Annotated in this window: 19 protein-coding genes; 11 read left to right on the forward strand and 8 right to left on the reverse strand. The window is 66.4% G+C overall.

Going from position 1 to position 19,294, the window contains the following annotated elements:
• The first annotated feature begins 99 nt into the window (after nt 1–99).
• Nucleotides 100–1,293: a CaiB/BaiF CoA transferase family protein gene (locus WI560_RS24700; protein ID WP_375305269.1), complete on the forward strand. Its 1,194-nt coding sequence runs from the start codon at nt 100–102 to the stop codon at nt 1,291–1,293.
• Between the two features lie 111 nt (nt 1,294–1,404).
• Here the strand turns inward: WI560_RS24700 and WI560_RS24705 are convergent, their stop codons facing one another.
• Entirely contained in the window at nt 1,405–2,163 is a 759-nt protein-coding gene (locus WI560_RS24705; protein WP_375305270.1) for an SOS response-associated peptidase, read from the reverse strand.
• A 62-nt stretch (nt 2,164–2,225) separates the two neighbouring features.
• Here WI560_RS24705 and WI560_RS24710 point away from each other — a divergent pair, with 62 nt between their 5' ends.
• The 4 genes from WI560_RS24710 to WI560_RS24725 all read left to right on the forward strand — a co-directional run bounded on the left by WI560_RS24710 (nt 2,226) and on the right by WI560_RS24725 (nt 4,160).
• Complete coding sequence (locus WI560_RS24710; protein WP_375305271.1) at nt 2,226–2,726, forward strand: hypothetical protein; 501 nt, start codon at nt 2,226–2,228, stop codon at nt 2,724–2,726.
• Between the two features lie 18 nt (nt 2,727–2,744).
• Complete coding sequence (locus WI560_RS24715) at nt 2,745–3,179, forward strand: NUDIX hydrolase (protein ID WP_375305272.1); 435 nt, start codon at nt 2,745–2,747, stop codon at nt 3,177–3,179.
• Between the two features lie 46 nt (nt 3,180–3,225).
• Nucleotides 3,226–3,603, forward strand: coding sequence for a TIGR02301 family protein (locus WI560_RS24720; protein WP_028134934.1), 378 nt, complete (start codon nt 3,226–3,228; stop codon nt 3,601–3,603).
• Between the two features lie 290 nt (nt 3,604–3,893).
• Nucleotides 3,894–4,160 (forward strand): hypothetical protein, encoded by a 267-nt coding sequence (locus WI560_RS24725; protein ID WP_028134933.1) that lies wholly within the window; start codon nt 3,894–3,896, stop codon nt 4,158–4,160.
• A 191-nt stretch (nt 4,161–4,351) separates the two neighbouring features.
• Here WI560_RS24725 and WI560_RS24730 read toward each other — a convergent pair whose 3' ends face one another.
• From WI560_RS24730 to WI560_RS24750, 5 genes are all read right to left on the reverse strand, one after another.
• Nucleotides 4,352–4,669 (reverse strand): cupredoxin domain-containing protein, encoded by a 318-nt coding sequence (locus tag WI560_RS24730; RefSeq protein ID WP_375308902.1) that lies wholly within the window; start codon nt 4,667–4,669, stop codon nt 4,352–4,354.
• Between the two features lie 13 nt (nt 4,670–4,682).
• Entirely contained in the window at nt 4,683–5,216 is a 534-nt protein-coding gene (locus WI560_RS24735; RefSeq protein WP_375305273.1) for a DUF4142 domain-containing protein, read from the reverse strand.
• A gap of 86 nt (nt 5,217–5,302) precedes the next feature.
• Nucleotides 5,303–5,995 carry an RNA polymerase sigma factor gene (locus tag WI560_RS24740; protein WP_375305274.1) on the reverse strand — a complete coding sequence of 231 codons (693 nt, stop codon included), beginning with the start codon at nt 5,993–5,995 and terminating at the stop codon, nt 5,303–5,305.
• A 255-nt stretch (nt 5,996–6,250) separates the two neighbouring features.
• Nucleotides 6,251–7,117 (reverse strand): sulfurtransferase, encoded by an 867-nt coding sequence (locus WI560_RS24745; RefSeq protein ID WP_375305275.1) that lies wholly within the window; start codon nt 7,115–7,117, stop codon nt 6,251–6,253.
• Nucleotides 7,118–7,316: 199 nt separating this feature from the next.
• A complete protein-coding gene (locus WI560_RS24750; RefSeq protein WP_257176080.1) occupies nt 7,317–8,651 on the reverse strand; it encodes a dihydroorotase in 1,335 nt (444 codons plus the stop codon).
• Between the two features lie 101 nt (nt 8,652–8,752).
• Here WI560_RS24750 and WI560_RS24755 point away from each other — a divergent pair, with 101 nt between their 5' ends.
• The 6 genes from WI560_RS24755 (at nt 8,753) to WI560_RS24780 (ending at nt 15,398) form a co-directional block, all read left to right on the forward strand.
• Entirely contained in the window at nt 8,753–9,628 is an 876-nt protein-coding gene (locus WI560_RS24755; RefSeq protein ID WP_375305276.1) for a YgfZ/GcvT domain-containing protein, read from the forward strand.
• A complete protein-coding gene (locus WI560_RS24760) occupies nt 9,625–10,251 on the forward strand; it encodes a DNA-3-methyladenine glycosylase I (RefSeq protein ID WP_375305277.1) in 627 nt (208 codons plus the stop codon). The genes WI560_RS24755 and WI560_RS24760 overlap by 4 nt, the downstream gene beginning before the upstream one ends.
• Nucleotides 10,248–10,862 carry a YfbR-like 5'-deoxynucleotidase gene (locus tag WI560_RS24765; RefSeq protein WP_375305278.1) on the forward strand — a complete coding sequence of 205 codons (615 nt, stop codon included), beginning with the start codon at nt 10,248–10,250 and terminating at the stop codon, nt 10,860–10,862. The genes WI560_RS24760 and WI560_RS24765 overlap by 4 nt, the downstream gene beginning before the upstream one ends.
• Before the next feature lie 134 nt (nt 10,863–10,996).
• Nucleotides 10,997–11,503: a tyrosine phosphatase family protein gene (locus tag WI560_RS24770; RefSeq protein ID WP_028134924.1), complete on the forward strand. Its 507-nt coding sequence runs from the start codon at nt 10,997–10,999 to the stop codon at nt 11,501–11,503.
• 166 nt (nt 11,504–11,669) lie between these two features.
• Nucleotides 11,670–12,638 carry an NAD regulator gene (locus WI560_RS24775; RefSeq protein WP_375305279.1) on the forward strand — a complete coding sequence of 323 codons (969 nt, stop codon included), beginning with the start codon at nt 11,670–11,672 and terminating at the stop codon, nt 12,636–12,638.
• A 51-nt stretch (nt 12,639–12,689) separates the two neighbouring features.
• Entirely contained in the window at nt 12,690–15,398 is a 2,709-nt protein-coding gene (locus WI560_RS24780) for a DUF2339 domain-containing protein (protein WP_375305280.1), read from the forward strand.
• A 63-nt stretch (nt 15,399–15,461) separates the two neighbouring features.
• On the opposite strand, the gene WI560_RS24785 is transcribed toward WI560_RS24780, so the two are convergent.
• Nucleotides 15,462–17,150, reverse strand: a complete 1,689-nt coding sequence (locus tag WI560_RS24785; protein WP_375305281.1) for a methyl-accepting chemotaxis protein — start codon at nt 17,148–17,150, stop codon at nt 15,462–15,464.
• Nucleotides 17,151–17,471: 321 nt separating this feature from the next.
• On the reverse strand, nt 17,472–19,208 hold the full coding sequence (locus tag WI560_RS24790) for a methyl-accepting chemotaxis protein (RefSeq protein WP_375305282.1): 1,737 nt from the start codon (nt 19,206–19,208) through the stop codon (nt 17,472–17,474).
• Nucleotides 19,209–19,294: the final 86 nt, after the last annotated feature.

The raw sequence follows: 19,294 nt of genomic DNA on the forward strand, positions 1-19,294 counted from the left end.
TAGATTGTCGTTGCGCATGATCTTTCCGGAAAACCGCTTCGCACTTTTCCGGATCATGCTTGACGTCCTCCGACAACCAAGACACAGAGGGAGAGCGACGTGACGCGACCGTTCGAGGGCGTGAAGATCCTGGATTTCACGCAAGTGCTGGCCGGCCCCTATGCCAGCTACCAGCTCGCGCTGCTCGGCGCCGACGTCATCAAGGTCGAGCGGCGCGAGGGCGAGGACATGCGCCGCACGCCGCTCTCCCGGGAATGGGCCGAGCGCGGGCTGGCGCCGGCGTTCCAGGCCGTCAACGGCAACAAGCGCAGCCTGACGCTCGATCTGCAGAAGCCGGAGGCGATCGCGATCGTGAAGAAGCTCGCCGCGAGCGTCGACGTCGTCATGGAGAATTTCCGTCCCGGCGTGATGGACAAGCTCGGCATCGGCTATGAGGCGCTCTCCGCCATCAATCCCAAGCTGATCTATTGCGCGGTGTCGGGCTTCGGCCAGACCGGCCCGGATCGCCTGCGGCCCGGCTATGACGGCAAGATGCAGGCGCTCTCGGGCATCATGGCGATATCAGGCCATCCCGAGACCGGGCCGACGCGCGCTGGCTTCGCGGTCTGCGACGTGCTGTCGGGCGCCACGGCTGCGTTTGGCGTATCGAGCGCGCTGTACCAGCGCGACCGCACCGGCAAGGGGCAGCTGATCGACGTCTCCATGCTGGAGGCGACGCTGGCGTTCCTGTCGGGCCAGATCGCGGACTGGTCGGTCGCCGGCCATCGCCAGACGCTCTCCGGCAACCAGGCGGTGAGCCGCAGGACCACGGCCAACCTGTTCAAGTGCGGCGACGGCCACATCCTGCTCGCCGTCAACAACGAGAAGCAGTATCGCGCGCTGATGGCTGCGCTCGGCCGCGAGGACACGCTGTCTGATCCGCGCTTTGCCGATTGGTTTTCGCGCAACGAGAACGAACCGGCGCTGCGCGCCATCATCGAGACGGCGCTGGCGGCAAAGCCGGCGCGCGAATGGGAGAGCATTCTGGAGGACGCCGGCGCGCCCTGCGCCAGCATCTGGAAGGTCGAGGAAGTGATCGACCATCCGCAAATCAAGGCGCGCGGCGCGATCCAGGAGCTGGACACGCCCTACGGCCGGCTGCGCTTTGCCGGCAGCGGCTTCAAGCTCGCCCATGGCGGCGGCCGGCTGGACCGGATGGCGCCGGAGCTGGGCGCGGATACGGATGCGGTGCTGGGCGAGCTCGGATTCGCTGCGGCGGAGATCGCGGCGTTGAGGGCGAAGGAGGTCGTTTAGACTCCGCTCTCGTAGGGTGGGCAAAGCGAAGCGTGCCCACCATCGCGCGTTGAAGCGAGAGATCGTGGGCACGGCGCAAGAGCGCCTTTGCCCACCCTACGGCACTGCGGCTTAGAACAACGAGCCCTGCCCGTCATCCGACGATGCAGCAGCCACCTTCCGCGCCGCCTTCTTCGGCTTCGGCGCCTCCGCCTCCATCTGCTCTGCGCTGATCGGCAACACGAGCTGCTCGTCGTCATTGGCGACGCGGTTGACGCGGGTGGAGACCGGGTGCCAGGCGAACTCGCCCGGGCGCGGCGCAGTCATCAGCGGCAGGATCGCATCGATCTCGTCACGGCTGACGTCGAGCCAGCGCTCGAAATCGCGCTCGCTGATGGTGACGGGAACGCGGTCATGCAGCGCCGCGAGATCCTCGCCTGCCGCGGCCGTGACGATGGCGACGGTGTCGAGCTCCTCGCCGTTCGGCCCGGCCCAGGTCTCGAACAAGGCGGCGAAACCAAGCGGCGCGCCGTCGGCACGGTGAATGAAGAAGGGCTGCTTGCGGCCGCCTTCCGCCTTCCACTCATAATAGCCATCGGCCGGGATCAGGCCGCGCCGGCGGCGAATCGCGTTCTTGAAGGCGTGCTTCTCCAGCACGGTTTCGGAGCGGGCGTTGATCAGCAGCGTGAACCCGCGGGGATCCTTGACCCAGGTCGGCAACAGGCCCCAGCGCATCAAGCGGAAATGCCGCGCGCCGTTCTCGATCAGAACGACCGGAACAGGTTGTGTCGGCGCCACGTTGTACCGAGGCGGGAAATTCGGCTGCTCGACATAGCCGAACAATTGCCGCAAGGCCGCGGGGGCCGAAGTTATGACGAAGCGTCCACACATCCGAGGTGTCTATATAGGGTCCGTTCAGGTCCTTTTAACCCCGAACGTTAACACTGCGGCGGATGAGCTCAACGGCCTCCCAATCCGCGCGGACGCATGTACAGACGGGCCCCGAGGCCGCCGCCTGGGCCGAGCGGCTGCGCGTGGCCAACATCAACCCGCGGACCGGGCTTGCCACCGACTATCTCAACCATTTCAATGAAGCCGTGATGCTGCTGGAAATGGTTCCAGACATGCCGGAATGCGCCGACGATTTCTTGACCTGGACGCCGCTATCCTACGCCGAGCATTTCACGGCCTCCAACTTCAAGGCGCGCGACCTCGCCATCGAGGCCTATGAGAAGGCCGATCCCAACGTGCGCGCCCAGTTCGACCACATCACCGATACCATGACCTCGATCCTGACCGCGGTCGGCTCGGCCATGCGCGAGGTCGAGAAGGATACGACCCGAATCCGCCTCGCCGAGCAGGCCGCGCTCTGGGTCAAGCCGCTGATCGCGGCCTGCGGCGGCATCATCCATGGCGGGGCCGAGGCCGACGTCGACACCATCATGGCGAACTGAGCCGGGTGCTTTAAGAAAATGGCTTCGCCCGTTCAGCCCGCCCACCCCCAGCTCGCCGTCAGTGCCGCGATCTTCCGCGACGGCAAGGTGCTGCTGACCCGCCGCGCCCGCTCGCCGGCGAAGGGGTTCTATTCGCTGCCCGGCGGCCGGGTCGAGTTCGGCGAATCGCTGCACCAGGCCCTGAGCCGCGAGGTCGCGGAGGAAACCGGGCTCGACATCGCGATCGTCGGCCTTGCCGGCTGGCGCGAGGTGCTACCCGCCGCGCCCGGCGCCGGCCATTACCTCATCATGTCGTTTGCGGCCCGCTGGGTGGCCAAGGAGCCGGTCCTGAACGACGAGCTCGACTACTACCGCTGGATCGCCCCGGACGCCCTGGCGAGCCTGGATGGCCTCAGGCTGACCGGGGGATTGGACGAGGTGATCCAGTCCGCCGCGCGGCTGATCGCGGCCTGACGGCTCGCCTTGCGTCTCCGGCCTCGACGCGGCATACACCCGGCCGATGTCCACGCGAATTCTGGCCGTTTTTGTCCTGATTCTCGCCTGCGCCTGCGGACCCGCCAGGGCTCAGGACGTGGCGGCGCCGTTCGACGCCGATTTGCAGCGGCTGGCCGAGATCCTCGGCGGGCTGCACTATCTGCGCGGCATCTGCGGGGCCAATGAGGGCAACAGATGGCGCAACGAGATGCAGGCGCTGATCGATGCCGAAACCCCCTCCGGCGAGCGCCGCACCCGCATGATCGCCGGCTTCAACCGCGGCTATAACGGCTTTCAGCAGACCTACCGGAGCTGCACGCCGGCCGCGACGGTGGCGATCCGCCGCTATATCGAAGAAGGCTCGAAGATCTCGCGGGATCTGACGGCGCGCTACGCGAACTAGGTTCATTCAATCACGTCTGCGCTGTGAATTCCTCATCCTGAGGAGCCGCGAAGCGGCGTCTCGAAGGATGAAAGGCCCGGCTGCGGCAGCGGGGCCTCCATGGTTCGAGACGGCGCTTACGCGCCTCCTCACCATGAGGGTTTGGCTGTCGGGCACGGGACCCTCTCATCGACTTTGTTCACAGCCGTTAACCGTTCTTAAAGATGTGGCCTAGCGGTCGTTAACGACCGTGCTAAACCTTTTTGCACAGCGCATCGCCGTGGATCGCGCCCCAGCCCTGATCGAGTTTCATGAGCCAGCCGATTTCCTACGCCCCCGCCCGCGCGCCGCTGCCCGACCACGAGCAGAAGCAGGCCGCACTGAGCTATCTCAACGAGGCCTGGGCCGAGGCGCGCCATGACGGCGTCGACGGCGACTGCCTGGCACAGGCGAGCCTGTTTGCAGCCTTTGCCGAGCTGGTCGGCACCTATGGCGAGGACGCGGTCGCCAAGTTCGTCGAAGGCTTTCCCGGCCGCATCCGAAATGGCGAGTTCTCGGTCGACATCTGCAGGCAGTAGGTCCGGCCGAAAATGACCCCGCCACGCGGGCGGGGCCAGTCAACGGATGAATGACTTTGCAAAGCGGATTTGGCGAATAGCTTCGCGAAGTCTGCAGGCATTGTCGCATGGAAGCCGCTCCCCCCCCGACAAGCATTAGTCTCGCAACGGCCGGGAGATGTTCCTGGCGGGCTCGGGAACGCGCTCCCTCCTCACGGCTCGACCTTGAGCGTCGCCTTCATGTTGGGATGATAGCGGCAGTCATACTCGACCGTTCCCGCCTTCTTCAGAACTGATGTCGCCGATGTCTTCGGCGGCAGCGTCACGTCGAAATCACCGTTCTTCGCGGTGGCGGTGTGGGCGAAGACGTCCTTGTTGATCCACGTGACGGTGTCGCCGACCTTTGCTGATACCTCAGCCGGCGAGATCACGAGGTTCTCCATCGTGATCTCGATCGTCGCGGCGTGTGCAGGGACGACCATCGCCGCCACGAGAAACACGACAGGAAGCGAAAACGGCTGCGCCGACATCATCGCACACTCCCTATTTCAGCTCGGTCGCGACGTGCTCGGCGTGCTGCTGATGGCCCTGAAAAATCTTCAGGCCGGTCTGCAGCAGGCTCTTCAGCTCGGCATTGCCGGCCGCCGGAATGAGCTGGGTCTCCAGCACGCCGTTGACCTGCTTGTGGAAGGCGACCTCGTTGGCGACATAGGCCTTGTCGAAGGCAGCACCGCTCAGCTTGTCGAGCTCGGCGAGCTTGTCGCTCGCCTGCTTGGACAGCGCTTTGCTGGTGTCGTTGTCTTCAGGGGTGACGTTCAGCTTCTTGACCAGCGCGAGCGCCTGCTGGTTGACGGCCTCGTGGTCGCGCAGCATGTCCTCGGCAAACGCCTTGACGTCCTTGTTCTTGGCCTTCTTCTGCGCCTGCCTGGCGGCGTTGATGTCGATCACGCCCGCAGTGTAGGCGATATGGGCGATCTGCGGATCGGTGGGCTTGTCGGCGGCGCCGGCGCTTTGCAGCAGCGCGGGACTGGACAACAGAAAGGCCGCGGCGATCGCCGCGCTCGGTCGGGTGAACATGGCTTGATGCTCCTGTGGTGCCGGCGTGGGCCGGCGTTGCTTTCACAGGGATTGGATGGGCATTTTTCGCGAACGTTCCCGAAAAATCATGCGCCGACGCCAAGGCGCCTGAGCACGGCCTCGGTCAGGCGCTCGCAACGCTGCCCGGCGAACGGAAATGCGTCCAAGACGACGGGACCGATCTTCTTCTCGACGTTCTCGCGGAGCAGGGTGCGCGCACGGTGCAACCGCGTCTTGACGGTTTCCGGCTTGATGCCGAGCAGCTCGGCGGTCTCCTCCATGCTCATCCCCTCCATCACGCGCGCAATGAAGACCATGCGGAAGGCATCGGGCAATTCATCGATCGCATGTTCGACGACGCGCTGGATCTCGCGTTGGGCCATGGATTTTTCCGGATCGGTGGCGGCGGTCGAAACGGGAAACTTGATGATCTGGGCTTCGAGCGTTGCCTCCGGCACCGATCCCAGCTCGACCTGCGGCCTCCGACTGCGCAGGCGCCCGAGCGCTTCGTTGATCGCGATGCGCGACAACCAGGTCGACAGCGCGGCGTCACCGATAAAACCGTCGAGATGCGTGAAGGCGCGGACATAGGTTTCCTGCACCACGTCCTCGGTCTCGCTGTCACTGCGCAGGATGCCGCGGGCGAGGCGGTAGAGCCTGCGGTTGTTGGCCTGCATGATCTCGCGGAGCGCAGCCTCCTCGCGGCGCCGCGCGCGCTCGATCAACTCGGCTTCCGACGTCCTGATGCCGGTGGTCAGGCCGGCTGCGGTCCCTGGCATGGCGGGTAACCCTATCTCCATTGGTTCCGGACGTTGGATGCAGGCGAAGGGAAAAGGTTCCCGGATTTCTTGTCTGGGGTCTTACCCTCCCCTGGAGGGGGAGGGTCGCTTCGCATCGAGCGAAGCGAGAGTGAAGCGGGGTGGGGTGATCTCTCCACACGGGCACCGCCGATAACGAGAGACCGTCACCCCACCCCGCTCGCGCTACGCGCGATCGACCCTCCCCCTCCAGGGGAGGGTAAGAGCAGCGCACCCCTAATCCGTCTCGATCGGCAGCGCCGCATCCCTCGCCCATTCGCCCATCGAGGCGTCGTAGAGCGTCAGCTTGTCGTAGCCGAGCTGGGTCAACAGAAACAGGTCGATCGTCGCCGAGATGCCGCCGCCGCAATACAGAATCACGTTCTTGTCGCGCGTGACGCCCGCAGCTTTAAACTTGGCTTCGGCATCGGCAAGCGTCGTCAACGTCTTGTCGGCATTGACGAGCGTCGCAGCTGACACGTTGACGCTGCCGGGAATACGGCCGGGCCGGCCGTAGCGGCTCGGCTCCAGGCCGCGATGAAACTGCGGCCCGAGCGCGTTGACGATCATTGTCGAGGGATCGCCGATCCGCGCCTTCACCACATCCTTGTCGACGAAGAAGCCGGCGCGCGGCGCGGCCTTGAAGGTCGTCGCGGGATAAGCTTTCGGTGCGCCCGTCTCGACCGGCCGTCCCTCTTCCTTCCATTTGTCGAAGCCGCCATCGAGCACCAGCGCATCGACGCCGAGCGAGCGCAGCATCCACCAGAACCGTGTCGCCCACATCATGGTGCCGATGCTGTAGAGCACGACGGTCTTGCCCGCATCGAGGCCGTGCCCGCCAAAGGCGGCCTCCAGCTGGGCGACATCAGGCATCATGAAGAATTGTTGCGACGAGGTGTCGGAGAACTCGCCCTGGAGGTCGAGGAAATCGGCGCCCGGAATGTGGCCGGCCGCAAACGTCTTGTCGCCTGGCACCGCGCGGTACGGCACGTCGCTGCCGGGCGGCACGGGTTCGTTGTAGGTCGTGCAGTCGTACAGGCGCAGATTGGGATCGCCGAGGATGGCGGCGAGCTGCTCGGTGGTGATGAGGGCACTCTGGCTCATTGGATAGTCTCCCGTCATACGCACACTATCCCCGTCACCCTGAGGTGCCGGAGCCTTGCGGCGCAATTGCGCCGCTGGGCGGAGGCTTCGAAGGGCACGGCCACTAGCGGGGCCGCTCATCCTTCGAGGCTTGCCATGCAATGCAAGAGCATCGCATGGCGCGCACCTCAGGATGACGGATCACAACGAGCGCGGCAAGTTACGGCTTCAGCGTTTCCAGAAACCGCACCGCCTCGCCCTGCGCGGGCGTCACCAGCTCGCCCTGCCACATCACGCGGCGGCCGCGGATGAAGGTGCCGACGGGCCAGCCGGTGACGCGCAACCCGTCATAAGGCGTCCAGCCGGCCTTCGACGCCACCCATTGATTGGTGATGGTCTCGCTGCGCTTGAGGTCGACGATGGTGAAGTCGGCGTCGTAGCCGGCGGCGATGCGGCCCTTGCAGGCCATGTTGTAGAGGCGCGCGGGACCGGCGCTGGTGAGGTCGACGAAGCGCGCCAGCGAGAGCCGGCCCGCGTTGACGTGGTCGAGCATCAGCGGCACCAGCGTCTGCACGCCGGTCATGCCGGAGGGCGAAGCGGGATAGGTCTTCTGCTTCTCCTCCAGCGTATGGGGGGCGTGGTCGGAGCCGAGCACGTCGATGATGCCCTGCTCGATGCCGCGCCAGATCCCGGCGCGGTGATCGGCGCCGCGCACCGGCGGATTCATCTGCGCCAGCGTGCCAAGCCGCTCGTAGCATTCGGGAGCAGCCAGCGTGAGATGGTGCGGCGTCGCCTCGCAGGAGGCGACGTCCTTGTGGTCGCGCAGGAACTCGATCTCTTCCTTGGTGGAGATGTGCAGCACATGAATGCGCCTTCCGGTCTCGTGCGCGAGCTTGACCAGGCGCTGCGTCGCCATCAGGGCCGCGGTTTCGTCGCGCCACACCGGATGCGAGCGGGCGTCGCCCTCGATGCGCAGCGATTTGCGGTCGTTGAGGCGGTACTCGTCCTCGGCATGGAAGGCGGCGCGGCGACGGATCACCTGGAAGATGCGGCGCAGGCTTTCGTCGTCCTCCACCAGCAGCGCGCCGGTCGAGGAGCCGATGAACACCTTGACGCCGGCACAGCCGGGCGCGCGCTCCAGCACCGGCAGATCCTGCACGTTCTCGCGGGTGCCGCCGATGAAAAAGGCGAAATCGCAATGCATGCGGTGATGGGCGCGCTTCACCTTGTCGGTGAACTCGGCCTCCGTCACCGTCAGCGGCGCCGTGTTCGGCATCTCGAACACCGCGGTCACGCCGCCCATCACGGCGCTGCGCGAACCGGTCTCGAGGTCTTCCTTGTGCGTCAGGCCGGGCTCGCGGAAATGCACTTGCGTGTCCATCACGCCGGGCAGGATGTGCAGGCCCTTGCAGTCGATCGTTTCGGCGGCGGAGGCGTGCGACAAAGGACCCAGCTCGGCAATGCGGCCACCGGCGATGCCGATATCGCGAACTCCCTCGCCGTCCTGGTTGACGACGGTGCCATTCTTGAGGATCACATCGAAGCGCTGGGTCATGGCTGAAGGCCTCTCTCGTCCCCAAGCGCAGGGCTCGAGGTCTTGTCGTTTATGCCTCGCGGGCTTACGTTCCGGAGCAACATGTCGCAAGAGATTTTCGCATGAAATCAGCGTTTCTTCCCGACCGGGGCGTGGTCAAGGTCGCGGGCGAGGATGCGCGCAACTTCCTCAACGGCCTGGTCACGACCGATCTCGACAGGCTGAAGCCGGGCCTGGGGCGATTCGGCGCGCTGCTGACGCCGCAGGGCAAGATCATCGTCGATTTTCTGATCACCGAGGTGCCCGCGGGCCATGGCGGCGGGTTCCTGATCGACTGCCCGAAGGCGCTGGCAGATAGCCTCGCCACCAAGCTGAAATTCTACAAGCTGCGCGCCAAGGTCACGGTGGAAAATCTCGATCTCGGCGTGCTCGCGGCCTGGGACGGCCAGCCTGCGGCGCAGCCGGACCTTGCCTTCGCCGACCCGCGCAACGATGCGCTCGGCCTTCGCATCCTGATCCCCGAGGATCTCAAGCAGAAGCTGTCCGACCTCATCGGCGCCGACCTGGTCGACGCCGCCGAATACGAGGCGCACCGCATCGCGCTCGGCGTTCCGCGCGGCGGGCTCGATTTCATGTACGGCGACGCCTTTCCGCACGAGACCAACATGGACCGCCTTGCCGGCGTCGATTTCGACAAGGGCTGCTATGTCGGCCAGGAGGTCGTCTCGCGCATGCAGCACCGCGGCACCGCGCGCACCCGCAGCGTGCAGGTGCTGCTCGACGGCGCCTCGCCCGAAGCCGGCGCGACCATCCTCGCCGGCGACAAGCCGGTCGGCACCATCGGCTCGACGTCCGGCGGCAAGGGCATCGCCCTGGTGCGCATCGACCGTGTCGCGGACGCGCTCGATGCCGGCCAGCCCCTCACCGCCGGCGGGCTCGCCTTGAAACTCGCGGATCCCGACGTCGTGCGCATTCCAGCCAAGCACCCCACCGCATGAGCCGCGCTCCCCGCCTGCATCCCGACGGCCTGACACGCTGCCCCTGGCCGGGCGATGATCCGCTCTATGTCGCCTATCACGACACCGAATGGGGCGTGCCGGAATATGACGACCGCGCGCTGTTCGAGAAGCTGATGCTCGACGGTTTCCAGGCCGGCCTGTCCTGGATCACGATCCTGCGCAAGCGCGACAATTTCCGCAGAGCTTTCGACGATTTCCAGCCGGAGAAGATCGCGCGGTACAACGCCAAGAAGGTCCATGCGCTGATGAACGATGCCGGCATCGTGCGCAACAAGGCCAAGATCGACGGCGCGATCCTCAGCGCCAAGTCGTATCTCGACATCATGGAGAAAGGTCCGGGCTTCTCGAAGCTGCTGTGGGACTTCATGGACGGAAGGCCGCTGGTCAACAAGTTCAAGACCACCGCGAGCGTGCCCACCTCGACGCCGCTGTCGGTGCAGATCTCCAAGGAGCTGTCCTCGCGCGGCTTCAAGTTCGTCGGCCCGACCATCGTCTATGCCTTCATGCAGGCGACCGGCATGGTCAACGACCATCTCGTCGACTGCCATTGCCACGCGACCTGCGGCAAGACGCAGCGCAAGCCGCGCCTCAAGGCCAGATGACCGCGAAGAAGACCTCGCGCGAAGCGCAGTCCCGCGCCTGGCAGCGCATGCTGTCGGGCCGGCGGCTCGATCTGCTCGATCCCTCCCCGCTCGATATCGAGATCGCCGACATCGCGCACGGGCTGGCGCGCGTCGCGCGCTGGAACGGGCAGACCATCGGGGCGCATATCTTCTCGGTGGCGCAGCACACGCTGCTGGTGGAGACCGTGCTGCGGCACGAGATGCCGCGCGCCGATCAGCGCATGCGGCTCGCCGCATTGCTGCACGATGCGCCGGAATATGTGATCGGCGACATGATCTCGCCGTTCAAGGCGGTGCTCGACGGACATTACAAGGCCGTGGAGAAACGCCTGCTCGGCGCCATCCATATCCGCTTCGGGCTGCCGCCGGTGCTGCCGGAGGAGATCACGCAGGCCCTCAAGGCCGCCGATCGCGGCGCGGCCTATCTGGAAGCGACCGAGCTTGCCGGCTTCAGCGAAAGCGAGGCAAGGCGCCTGTTCGGCAGGGATCCCGGCCTCACCGACAGCGTCCGGCGCGACTACCTGACGCCCTGGACCGCGGCACGGGCCGAGAAGCAGTTTCTGGAGCGGTTTGGCGCGGTGTTTGCGTAGGCGTCATCCCTTCTTAGGGTGGGCAAAGCGAAGCGTGCCCACCACCTCTTGCAATTGAGAAAGGTCGTGGGCACGGCGCTACGCGCCTTTGCCCACCCTACGGGCCGCGGCTATAATCAAGAAAAAGGGCTGCCATGATCCACGTCTGTTCCCTCGCCGCGCTTCCCGAAACCGTCCGTCTCACCGGGGCCAGCCATGTGCTGACCGTGATGGCCAATGTCGAGCAGGTGGCGCGGCCGGTCTCCGTGCTGCCGGCCAATCATCTCAAGGTGTCGATGGACGACATCACCGAGGAGCTGGACGGGTTCGTCGCACCGTCCGAGGCGCATATCGATCTGGTGCTGAACTTCGTGCGCGGCTGGGACCGCAGCGCGCCGCTCGTGGTCCATTGCTATGCCGGCATCAGCCGCTCCACCGCGAGCGCGTTTGCGGCGGTCTGCGCGCTCAATCCAAACCGCGACGAACTCGAGATCGCCAGGAAGATCCGCGCGGCCTCGCCGATCGCCTCGCCCAACCGGCGCATCGTCGGCCTTGCCGACCGGGCCCTCGGCCGCAACGGCCGCATGCTGCGCGCGCTCGACGAAATCGGCCCGGGCGCGATGATGGTCGAGGGCCGCCCCTTCGTGATCGAGCTCGAATGACAGCTGGGCGCGACAATGTCGGTGCGCTCGTGCCCGGATGTCTCCGCATCGTCATGGCCGGGCTTGTCCCGGCCATCCACGACCTTTGTCGCTGCACCAAGAACGTGGATGCCCGGGACGAGCCCGGGCATGACGAGCTTGTGGCAACATCTGCGATCATCCCCGCATGAGCGAGGCGCTCCTGACGCCGATCGAGATCGGCCTGACCGCGGCGATCGTCGCGATCGAGGGCCATGAGCCGCTGATCCTGACCGCGCGCGGCAGTGACGGGCTGGCCGGCCTGCCGTTCGGCCCGTTCGACGCGCTCGCGCACCGCACCTTCGAGATCGGCCTGCGCGCCTGGGTCGAGGAGCAGGCCGGCCTGCGGCTTGGCTATGTCGAGCAGCTCTACACCTTCGGCGATCGCGGCCGTCATGCCGAGGCCGGCGACACCGGGGCGCATATGGTGTCGATCGGCTATCTCGCGCTGACGCGTGCGGTGGATGGCGAGCTCGCAGCCAACGCGGCGAGCTTCGCGCCATGGTATCGCTTCTTCCCCTGGGAAGACTGGCGCGAGGAGCCGCCGGCGATCATCGCCCGCGACATCATCCCCGCGCTGACCGAGTGGGCCGCGGAGGAGACGCCGGAGACGATTCGCGCGCTGCCGCGCAAGGATCGCGTGCGGTTCTGTTTCGGCCTCGAGGGAGCGGCCTGGGACGAAGAGCGCGTGCTCGACCGCTACGAGCTGCTGTACGAGGCCGGGCTGGTCGAGGAGGCGCGGCGCGACGGCCGGCCTGCGGCATTAGCGCGCAAGACGCTGCCTCCGCTCGGGACCTCGATGCGGTTCGACCATCGCCGGATTCTCGCCACGGCGATTGCGCGGCTGCGTGCAAAACTGAAGTATCGTCCTGTCGTGTTTGAACTTTTGCCGCCCGAGTTCACACTTACCGAACTGCAGCATACGGTGGAGGCGATCTCCGGCCGGCACCTGCACAAGCAGAATTTCCGCCGCCTGGTCGAAATGGAGGCCCTGGTCGAACCGACCGGGGTGATGTCGACACAGACGGGCGGACGGCCGGCGGCGCTCTACCGTTTCCGCCGCGACGTGCTTCAGGAGCGGCCCGCACCGGGCTTGCGCGTACGCTCCCGGCGCTAGATCCTGAGATTTGCGCGATCGGCCCCTGCCCGCCGGTCGCCTGGAGGCTTCATGTTCGACGGCCCGTTTGACGTCTTTGCGCTGATCATCGCGATCGTCGCCTTCCTGATCGCAATCAAGGCCTCCAGCCAGGCGGCCGAGCTGCGCCGGCGACTGAACGCACTCGAAGCGATGTCTTATGCGCAGCGGCCGGTGCAGCCGCCGCCGCTCATGCCGGTGCAGGAGCAGGCGCCTGCTCCGGTAGCCGCCGAGCGGCCGCCGCTTGCGCCCGAAGCCGAGCCGGCACCGCCTCCGCTCGGCACCGAACAGGCACCGCCGCCGCTCGCGGCGAGCGTCTCCGCCGAGGCACCGCCTCCCCTGCCTGCGCCCGCGCCCGATATTCGAGAACCCGGCTTCGAGGAGCAGCTCGGCACGCGCTGGGTGGTGTGGATCGGCGGCCTTGCGCTCGCGCTCGGCGGCTTCTTCATGGTGCGCTATTCGATCGAGGCCGGTCTTCTCGGCCCCGGCGTGCGCGTGTTCCTGGGCGGCCTGTTCGCCGCCGCGCTGTTGGGCGCCGGCGAATGGACCCGGCGCAAGGAGAGCATCTCCAATATCGCAGCGCTGCCGATCGCCAACATCCCGGCGATCCTCACCGCGGCCGGAACGGCGGTGGCGTTCGCCACCATCTACGCCGCTTACGCGCTCTACGGCTTCCTGGTGCCCGCCACCGCCTTCGTGCTGCTCGGCATCGTGGCGATGTGCACGCTCGCTGCCGCGCTGCTGCACGGGCCGGCGCTCGCCGGCCTCGGTGTGGTCGGCGCCTTCGTGACACCGGTGCTCGTCTCCAGCGGCAAGCCCGATTACTGGGCGCTCTACATCTATCTCGCCGTCGTCACCGCTGCGAGCTTCGGCCTCGCCCGCATCCGGCTGTGGCGCTGGCTTGCGGTCACCACGATCGCCTTCGCCGTGCTCTGGCTCTTGCCCGGTCTCGACGCCGAGCAGCTCCAGGTCGCACCGCACGCCTTCCATGTCATCGCGGGCTTCGTGCTGGCCGCGCTGCTCGTCGTCTGCGGCTTCATGTTCGGGCCTGCAATCGAGGACGGCGAGATCGAGCCGATCTCGTCGGGTTCGCTCGGTGCCTATCTGTTCGGCGCGATGCTGATCGTACTGTCGAGCGCGCATGCCGACCTGGCGCTGATCGCGTTTGCGCTGCTGGTCGGCGGCACGCTGCTCGTCGCCTGGCGCGCGCCGGCGGCGACCGGCGCGCTCGGCGCGGCCGCGGCGACCGTCTTCATCGTGTTCGCCGAATGGGCGGTGCGCGCCAATCCTGACATGCTGGTGCTGCCGGGCGGTGCGATGTCCGGCGTCGGGCCCAGCGCGATCGACAGCTCGGTGACGCTGCATCTGGTGACGGCCGCGCTTTTCGCCGCCGGCTTCGGAATTGCCGGCTTCCTGGCGCAGGGCCGCTCGAACTCGGCGATCATCCCCGTGGTGTGGTCGGCTGCTGCGGTCACAACGCCGATCGCGATCCTGGTCGCGCTCTACGCGCGTATCGCCCATCTCGACCGCTCGATCCCGTTTGCGATCCTCGCGGTGCTGCTCGCAGCAAGCTTTGGCGCGGCGACCGAGGCGCTCACGCGCCGCGAGACCCGGCCGGGCAGCATGATCTCCACCGCCTTGTTCGCGACCGGCACGCTCGGTGCGCTGGCGCTGGCGCTGACCTTCGCGCTGGAAAAGGGCTGGCTGACCATCGCGCTGGCGCTGATGTCGCTCGGCACCGCCTGGATCTCGCTGCAGCGGCCGATCCCGTTCCTGCGCTGGCTCGCCGCCATTTTCGCCGCGCTCGTCACCGCGCGCATCGCCTATGACCCACGCATCGTCGGCGATGCCGTCGGCACCACGCCGATCTTCAATTGGCTGCTCTGGGGCTACGGCCTGCCGGCGGCCTCGTTCTGGGGCGCGAGCATCTTCCTGCGCCGCCGCGCCGACGATCCGCCGCTGCGCATGGTCGAGACGGCCGCGATCCTGTTCACCGCGCTGCTCGCCTTCATGGAGATCCGGCACTTTGCGACCGGTGGCCGCATGACGGCGGGCCCCTCGCTGCTCGAATTCGCGCTGCAGGTCTGCGTCACGCTCGCGATGGCGATCGGGCTGGAGCGTTTGCGGCTGAGGAGCCAGAGCATCGTGCACAATGTCGGCGCCGTCGTGCTCACGGCGATTGCCGGATTCATCGCCGTGTTCGGTCTCTTGATCCTGGAGAATCCGATGGTGCTCTCCAGCGTCAATGTCGGCGGCCTCGTCTTCAACCTGCTGCTGCTCGGCTACGCGCTGCCGGCGGTGCTGATGCTGCTGCTGTCCTATGCGGTGGCGGGCCACCGCTCCGTCGCCTACGCCAACACGATCGCGGGCGGCGCGCTGGTGTTCGCGCTCAGCTATGTGACGCTGGAGATCCGCCGCTTCTATCACGGCCCGGTGCTGCTCTACGGCGGCACCACGAGCGCCGAGCAATACACCTATTCGATCGGCTGGCTGGCGTTCGGGGTGGTGCTGCTCGGCGCGGGTATCCTGTTCAATTCGGAGCGTGCGCGGCTCGCCTCTGCCGCCGTCATCGCGCTGACCATCCTCAAGGCCTTCGCAATCGACGTATGGACGCTGACAGGTGTCTACCGCGCACTGTCGTTCATGTGCCTCGGCGTCGTGCTGGTGGCGATCGGCTGGCTGTACCAGCGCATCCTGTTCCGGCGGCAGGTCGTGCCGCCGGCCACGCCGACCAGCAGCTGAACCGTTGGAGCGTGATCTGTGCGGAAAGCCGCTTCACACGTTTCCGGATCATGCTCCTGAAGATCAGGCCGCGCGGACCGATTCCAGGAACTGCGCGACCTCGACCTTCAGGCGGGTGCTGTCGGTCGCCAGTGACTTCGCAGCCGAAAGCACCTCGCCCGAGGCCGATCCCGTGTCGATCGCGCCGCGCTGCACGTTGGTGATGTTGGAGGAGACCTCCTGGGTGCCGAGGGCGGCCTGCTGGACGTTGCGCGAAATCTCCTGCGTCGCGGCGCCCTGCTCCTCGACGGCGGCGGCGATGGCCGAGGCCACCTCGGACAACCGCTCGATGGTACCGCCGATCTCCTGGATGGCGCTGACGGATTCCTGCGTCGCGGTCTGAATCCCCGCGACCTGCGCCCCGATCTCGCCGGTCGCCTTCGCGGTCTGCTCGGCCAGCGCCTTGACCTCGGATGCGACGACGGCAAATCCGCGGCCGGCTTCGCCGGCGCGCGCCGCCTCGATGGTCGCATTCAGCGCCAGCAGATTGGTCTGGCCCGCGATGGTGTTGATGAGCTCGACGACGTCGCCGATGCGGGAGGCCGCCTGCGACAGCGCATTGACGCGGTCGTTGGTCCGCGCCGCCTGCTCGACTGCTTCCGCAGCCATCCGCGCCGAATCCTGCACGCGGCGGCTGATCTCTGTGATGGAGGACGACAGCTCTTCCGAGGCGGACGCCACGGCCTGGACGTTGGTGGAGGCTTCCTCGGACGCAGCCGCAACGACGGTTGCGAGCTGCTGGCCGCGCTGCGCCGTACCGCTCAGCGTGGCCGCGGAAGCCTCGAGCTCGGTCGAGGCCGACGACACCGTCTCGACGACCTCGCCGATCATGACCTCGAAATTGCGCGTGATGGCATCGACGCGGCGGCCGCGTTCGATCTTCGCCTCGGCATCGCGCGCGGCAGCCTCGTCGGCGGCCTTCTTGGCGATCAGCGCCTCCTTGAAGATCTGCAGCGCGTCCGCCATCGAACCGATCTCGGTCTTCTCGCCGCGATGCGGCACTTCGGCCGAGAGGTCGCCCTCGCCGAGCGACTGCATCGGACGGATGATCGAGGCGATGCCGCGAGAGACGTCACGCACGAGATAATAGGCGGCGCCGATCGCGATCACGACGGCTGCAACAATGATGCCGACGAGCACGCGGAAGATGGTGGCGTAGCTGTCGGCCGCCTCCTTCGTTTCAGCTTCGGCGCCGCTGTTGTTGAGCTCGATGCTCTTCAGGAGCAGAGGATCCGCCGCCTGAGCCATCTTCGCGACCTTGGTCTGCAACAGTTCGTTGGCCTCCGTCGGAAAGCGGCCGGGGCTCTTGCGCGACAGCGCCATCGTCTCCTGAACCCCGCTCAGGTAGTCGGCCCAGGCCTTGGTCCATTGTTCATAGATCTGGCGTTCCTCCGGCAACGTAATCAGGCCTTCGTAGACCTTGCGCGTCTTCTCGATGCGCTCGCGCAGCGGGGCCATGCGCTTCTCGGCGGCGTCCTTGCCTTCAATGCTCTCCTGCATCAGGTGCAGGCGCAGGACGACGCGCAGCTCGTTGATGTCGGCGCGCATGGAGCCGAGCGCGCGCACGCTCGGCAGCCAGCTCTCCGCGATCTCGACCGTGTGGGCGTTGATGTTCTGCATGGTGCCGATCGCCGTCACGCCGACGCCGGCGAGAGAGAGAACGAGGACCGACAGCACGGTCAAGAGCTTGAACACGATCGACAGTTTCGACATCACACAAATCCTAACGATGCCCGGCAACGCGCACGTCACTTGCGCCACAGGCGTCCCGATGGACGACCGAGCGGAGGTCAGTTCAACAATGCTGGCTGGTTCTTATCCCGAAAGATTGCGCCGATAATTGCAAACAGGCGTTAACAGGAAGCTACGTTGAATTACGGAATTCGGCAGCGCCGCCCTTTATATGTTCCGCAACCATCTACTGCGGGACGGCAGCAATCGCGCAGCGCCCATACCACGGCACCGCGCCGGCTATTTCGAACAGAGATGGTCGGCGGCTCAGGCCGCCCGCACCGTCCCAGGACGCGCGCGCCGTCAGGCGGCGCGTACGGTGCGGAGAAACTTCTCGACCTCGAACTTGAGGCGGTTGCTGTCGCCGGACAGCATCTGGGCGGCGGACAGCACCTGCGAGGAGGCCGAGCCGGTCTCGCTCGCGCCGTGCTGCACGTCGGTGATGTTGGACGACACCTGATGGGTGCCTGCCGCCGCCTGCTGCACGTTGCGGGAAATCTCCTGCGTCGCCGCGCCCTGCTCTTCGACGGCAGCCGCGATCGTCGAGGAGATCTCCGACAGTTTTTCGATGGTGTGACTGATGTCCTTGATCGCGCCGACGGAATGCTCGGTGGCGGTCTGGATGCTGGCGATCTGCTGGCCGATCTCGCCGGTCGCCTTCGCGGTCTGCTCGGCGAGCGCCTTGACTTCGGAGGCGACGACGGCAAAGCCGCGGCCGGCCTCGCCGGCGCGCGCGGCCTCGATGGTTGCATTGAGCGCCAGGAGATTGGTCTGACCGGCGATGGTGTTGATCAGCTCGACCACGTCGCCGATCCGCGCCGCAGCCGCGGAGAGCTCCCCGACGCGGTCGGTCGTGGTGCGGGCCTGGCTCACCGCTTCGCCCGCGACGCGAGCGGATTCCTGCACCTGGCGGCTGATCTCGGTGATCGACGACGACAGCTCTTCGGTCGCCGAGGCCACCGACTGCACGTTGGTGGACGCTTCCTCGGAGGCGGAAGCAACCATCGTGGTGAGCTGCTGGCCACGCGCCGCGGTCGATGTGAGCGTCGAGGCCGAGGCTTCCAGTTCGGTCGCCGCCGAGGACACGGTATCGACGATCTCGCCGATCGCGGCTTCGAAGCCGTCAGCAAGCTTGTGCATCTCGGCCTTGCGCTGCGCGGCCGCGATCTGATCCTGCCTGATCTTGGCCTCGGCCTCTTCGCGCGCCTTCTGTTCCGAGACGATCTTGAATTTCTCGACGGCCGCAGCGACGCCGCCAACCTCGTCCTTGCGGCCGAGCCCGGGCAGCACCACCGAGAAATCGCCGCCGGCGAGCCTGTCCATGGCCACCGTGAGCGCCCGAATGGGTCGGGCGATGGTCACGAACGACATCAGCCAGGAGCCGACGAGGACGAGCATGGCGAGTGCGCCGACCAGGATCGCAAGCTGCTCGCTCGATTTCATCTGGGCAGCGGACGCAGCATTTTTCTCGTCGGATTTGCGTCTCGCGTAATCGGCAATCTGACCGATCAGCACATCGAGCTCGCCGGCGATCGGCAGGGTCACCTCGCGTGCGATGCGAATGACGTCTTCATTGAGCTTGGCAGCACGCGCCGGGCCGTCTGTACCGCTGGCGGCCAAGGCTTCGCCGCGCACGCCCGCGATCTGCTGCGCCGCCTTTGCGTAGTTGGCGGCCAGCGATCTCAGTTTCTCCATGCGAGCGCGATTCTCGGGCTCTTGAGAAAGCTTCAGCATCTGATCGACCAGCAGGTTCGTCGATTTCTGCTGGTCGCCCAGGCTCGTGGTGGCCTTTTGAATGTCGGCCGAGCTATTGGCGAGACGAAGGTCGCGTACGGCGAGCTGCATGCCGCGAACTGTCACCTCGGCCTCAACTGCGTCGCGCGCGATCTGCTGCTGCGCAAGCGCGCTCTGGCTGCTCTCCCGGATGCTCGCATTGCCGAGCATCTGACTTGCGATCATGGCGCCGACCAGGAGTACCCCTAGTGCAGACGCAATCGCCAGCTTGGTCCCGATCTTCAGATTCTGAACAAGGCTCAACATGGCATGTTTCCCCCGAAGGAAATCCGCAACCGAGTCATTGTCGGCCGCCCGGCGTCGACTGCGCCGTTGCACAAAAATTGAGCGCC

The sequence above is a fragment of the Bradyrhizobium sp. A11 genome (genome assembly GCF_042077125.1).
Taxonomy (GTDB): Bacteria; Pseudomonadota; Alphaproteobacteria; order Rhizobiales; family Xanthobacteraceae; genus Bradyrhizobium; species Bradyrhizobium japonicum_B.

Excerpts from the sequence above, each read along its gene's own strand:
- WI560_RS24750 (WP_257176080.1), bottom strand. The coding sequence starts at position 8,651 with ATGACCCAGCGCTTCGATGTGATCCTCAAGAATGGCACCGTCGTCAAC.
- WI560_RS24755 (WP_375305276.1), top strand. The coding sequence starts at position 8,753 with ATGAAATCAGCGTTTCTTCCCGACCGGGGCGTGGTCAAGGTCGCGGGC.
- WI560_RS24745 (WP_375305275.1), bottom strand. The coding sequence starts at position 7,117 with ATGAGCCAGAGTGCCCTCATCACCACCGAGCAGCTCGCCGCCATCCTC.
- WI560_RS24740 (WP_375305274.1), bottom strand. The coding sequence starts at position 5,995 with ATGCCAGGGACCGCAGCCGGCCTGACCACCGGCATCAGGACGTCGGAA.
- WI560_RS24775 (WP_375305279.1), top strand. The coding sequence starts at position 11,670 with ATGAGCGAGGCGCTCCTGACGCCGATCGAGATCGGCCTGACCGCGGCG.
- WI560_RS24770 (WP_028134924.1), top strand. The coding sequence starts at position 10,997 with ATGATCCACGTCTGTTCCCTCGCCGCGCTTCCCGAAACCGTCCGTCTC.
- WI560_RS24765 (WP_375305278.1), top strand. The coding sequence starts at position 10,248 with ATGACCGCGAAGAAGACCTCGCGCGAAGCGCAGTCCCGCGCCTGGCAG.
- WI560_RS24760 (WP_375305277.1), top strand. The coding sequence starts at position 9,625 with ATGAGCCGCGCTCCCCGCCTGCATCCCGACGGCCTGACACGCTGCCCC.
- WI560_RS24790 (WP_375305282.1), bottom strand. The coding sequence starts at position 19,208 with ATGTTGAGCCTTGTTCAGAATCTGAAGATCGGGACCAAGCTGGCGATT.
- WI560_RS24735 (WP_375305273.1), bottom strand. The coding sequence starts at position 5,216 with ATGTTCACCCGACCGAGCGCGGCGATCGCCGCGGCCTTTCTGTTGTCC.
- WI560_RS24715 (WP_375305272.1), top strand. The coding sequence starts at position 2,745 with ATGGCTTCGCCCGTTCAGCCCGCCCACCCCCAGCTCGCCGTCAGTGCC.
- WI560_RS24785 (WP_375305281.1), bottom strand. The coding sequence starts at position 17,150 with ATGTCGAAACTGTCGATCGTGTTCAAGCTCTTGACCGTGCTGTCGGTC.
- WI560_RS24725 (WP_028134933.1), top strand. The coding sequence starts at position 3,894 with ATGAGCCAGCCGATTTCCTACGCCCCCGCCCGCGCGCCGCTGCCCGAC.
- WI560_RS24720 (WP_028134934.1), top strand. The coding sequence starts at position 3,226 with ATGTCCACGCGAATTCTGGCCGTTTTTGTCCTGATTCTCGCCTGCGCC.
- WI560_RS24730 (WP_375308902.1), bottom strand. The coding sequence starts at position 4,669 with ATGTCGGCGCAGCCGTTTTCGCTTCCTGTCGTGTTTCTCGTGGCGGCG.
- WI560_RS24705 (WP_375305270.1), bottom strand. The coding sequence starts at position 2,163 with ATGTGTGGACGCTTCGTCATAACTTCGGCCCCCGCGGCCTTGCGGCAA.
- WI560_RS24780 (WP_375305280.1), top strand. The coding sequence starts at position 12,690 with ATGTTCGACGGCCCGTTTGACGTCTTTGCGCTGATCATCGCGATCGTC.
- WI560_RS24710 (WP_375305271.1), top strand. The coding sequence starts at position 2,226 with ATGAGCTCAACGGCCTCCCAATCCGCGCGGACGCATGTACAGACGGGC.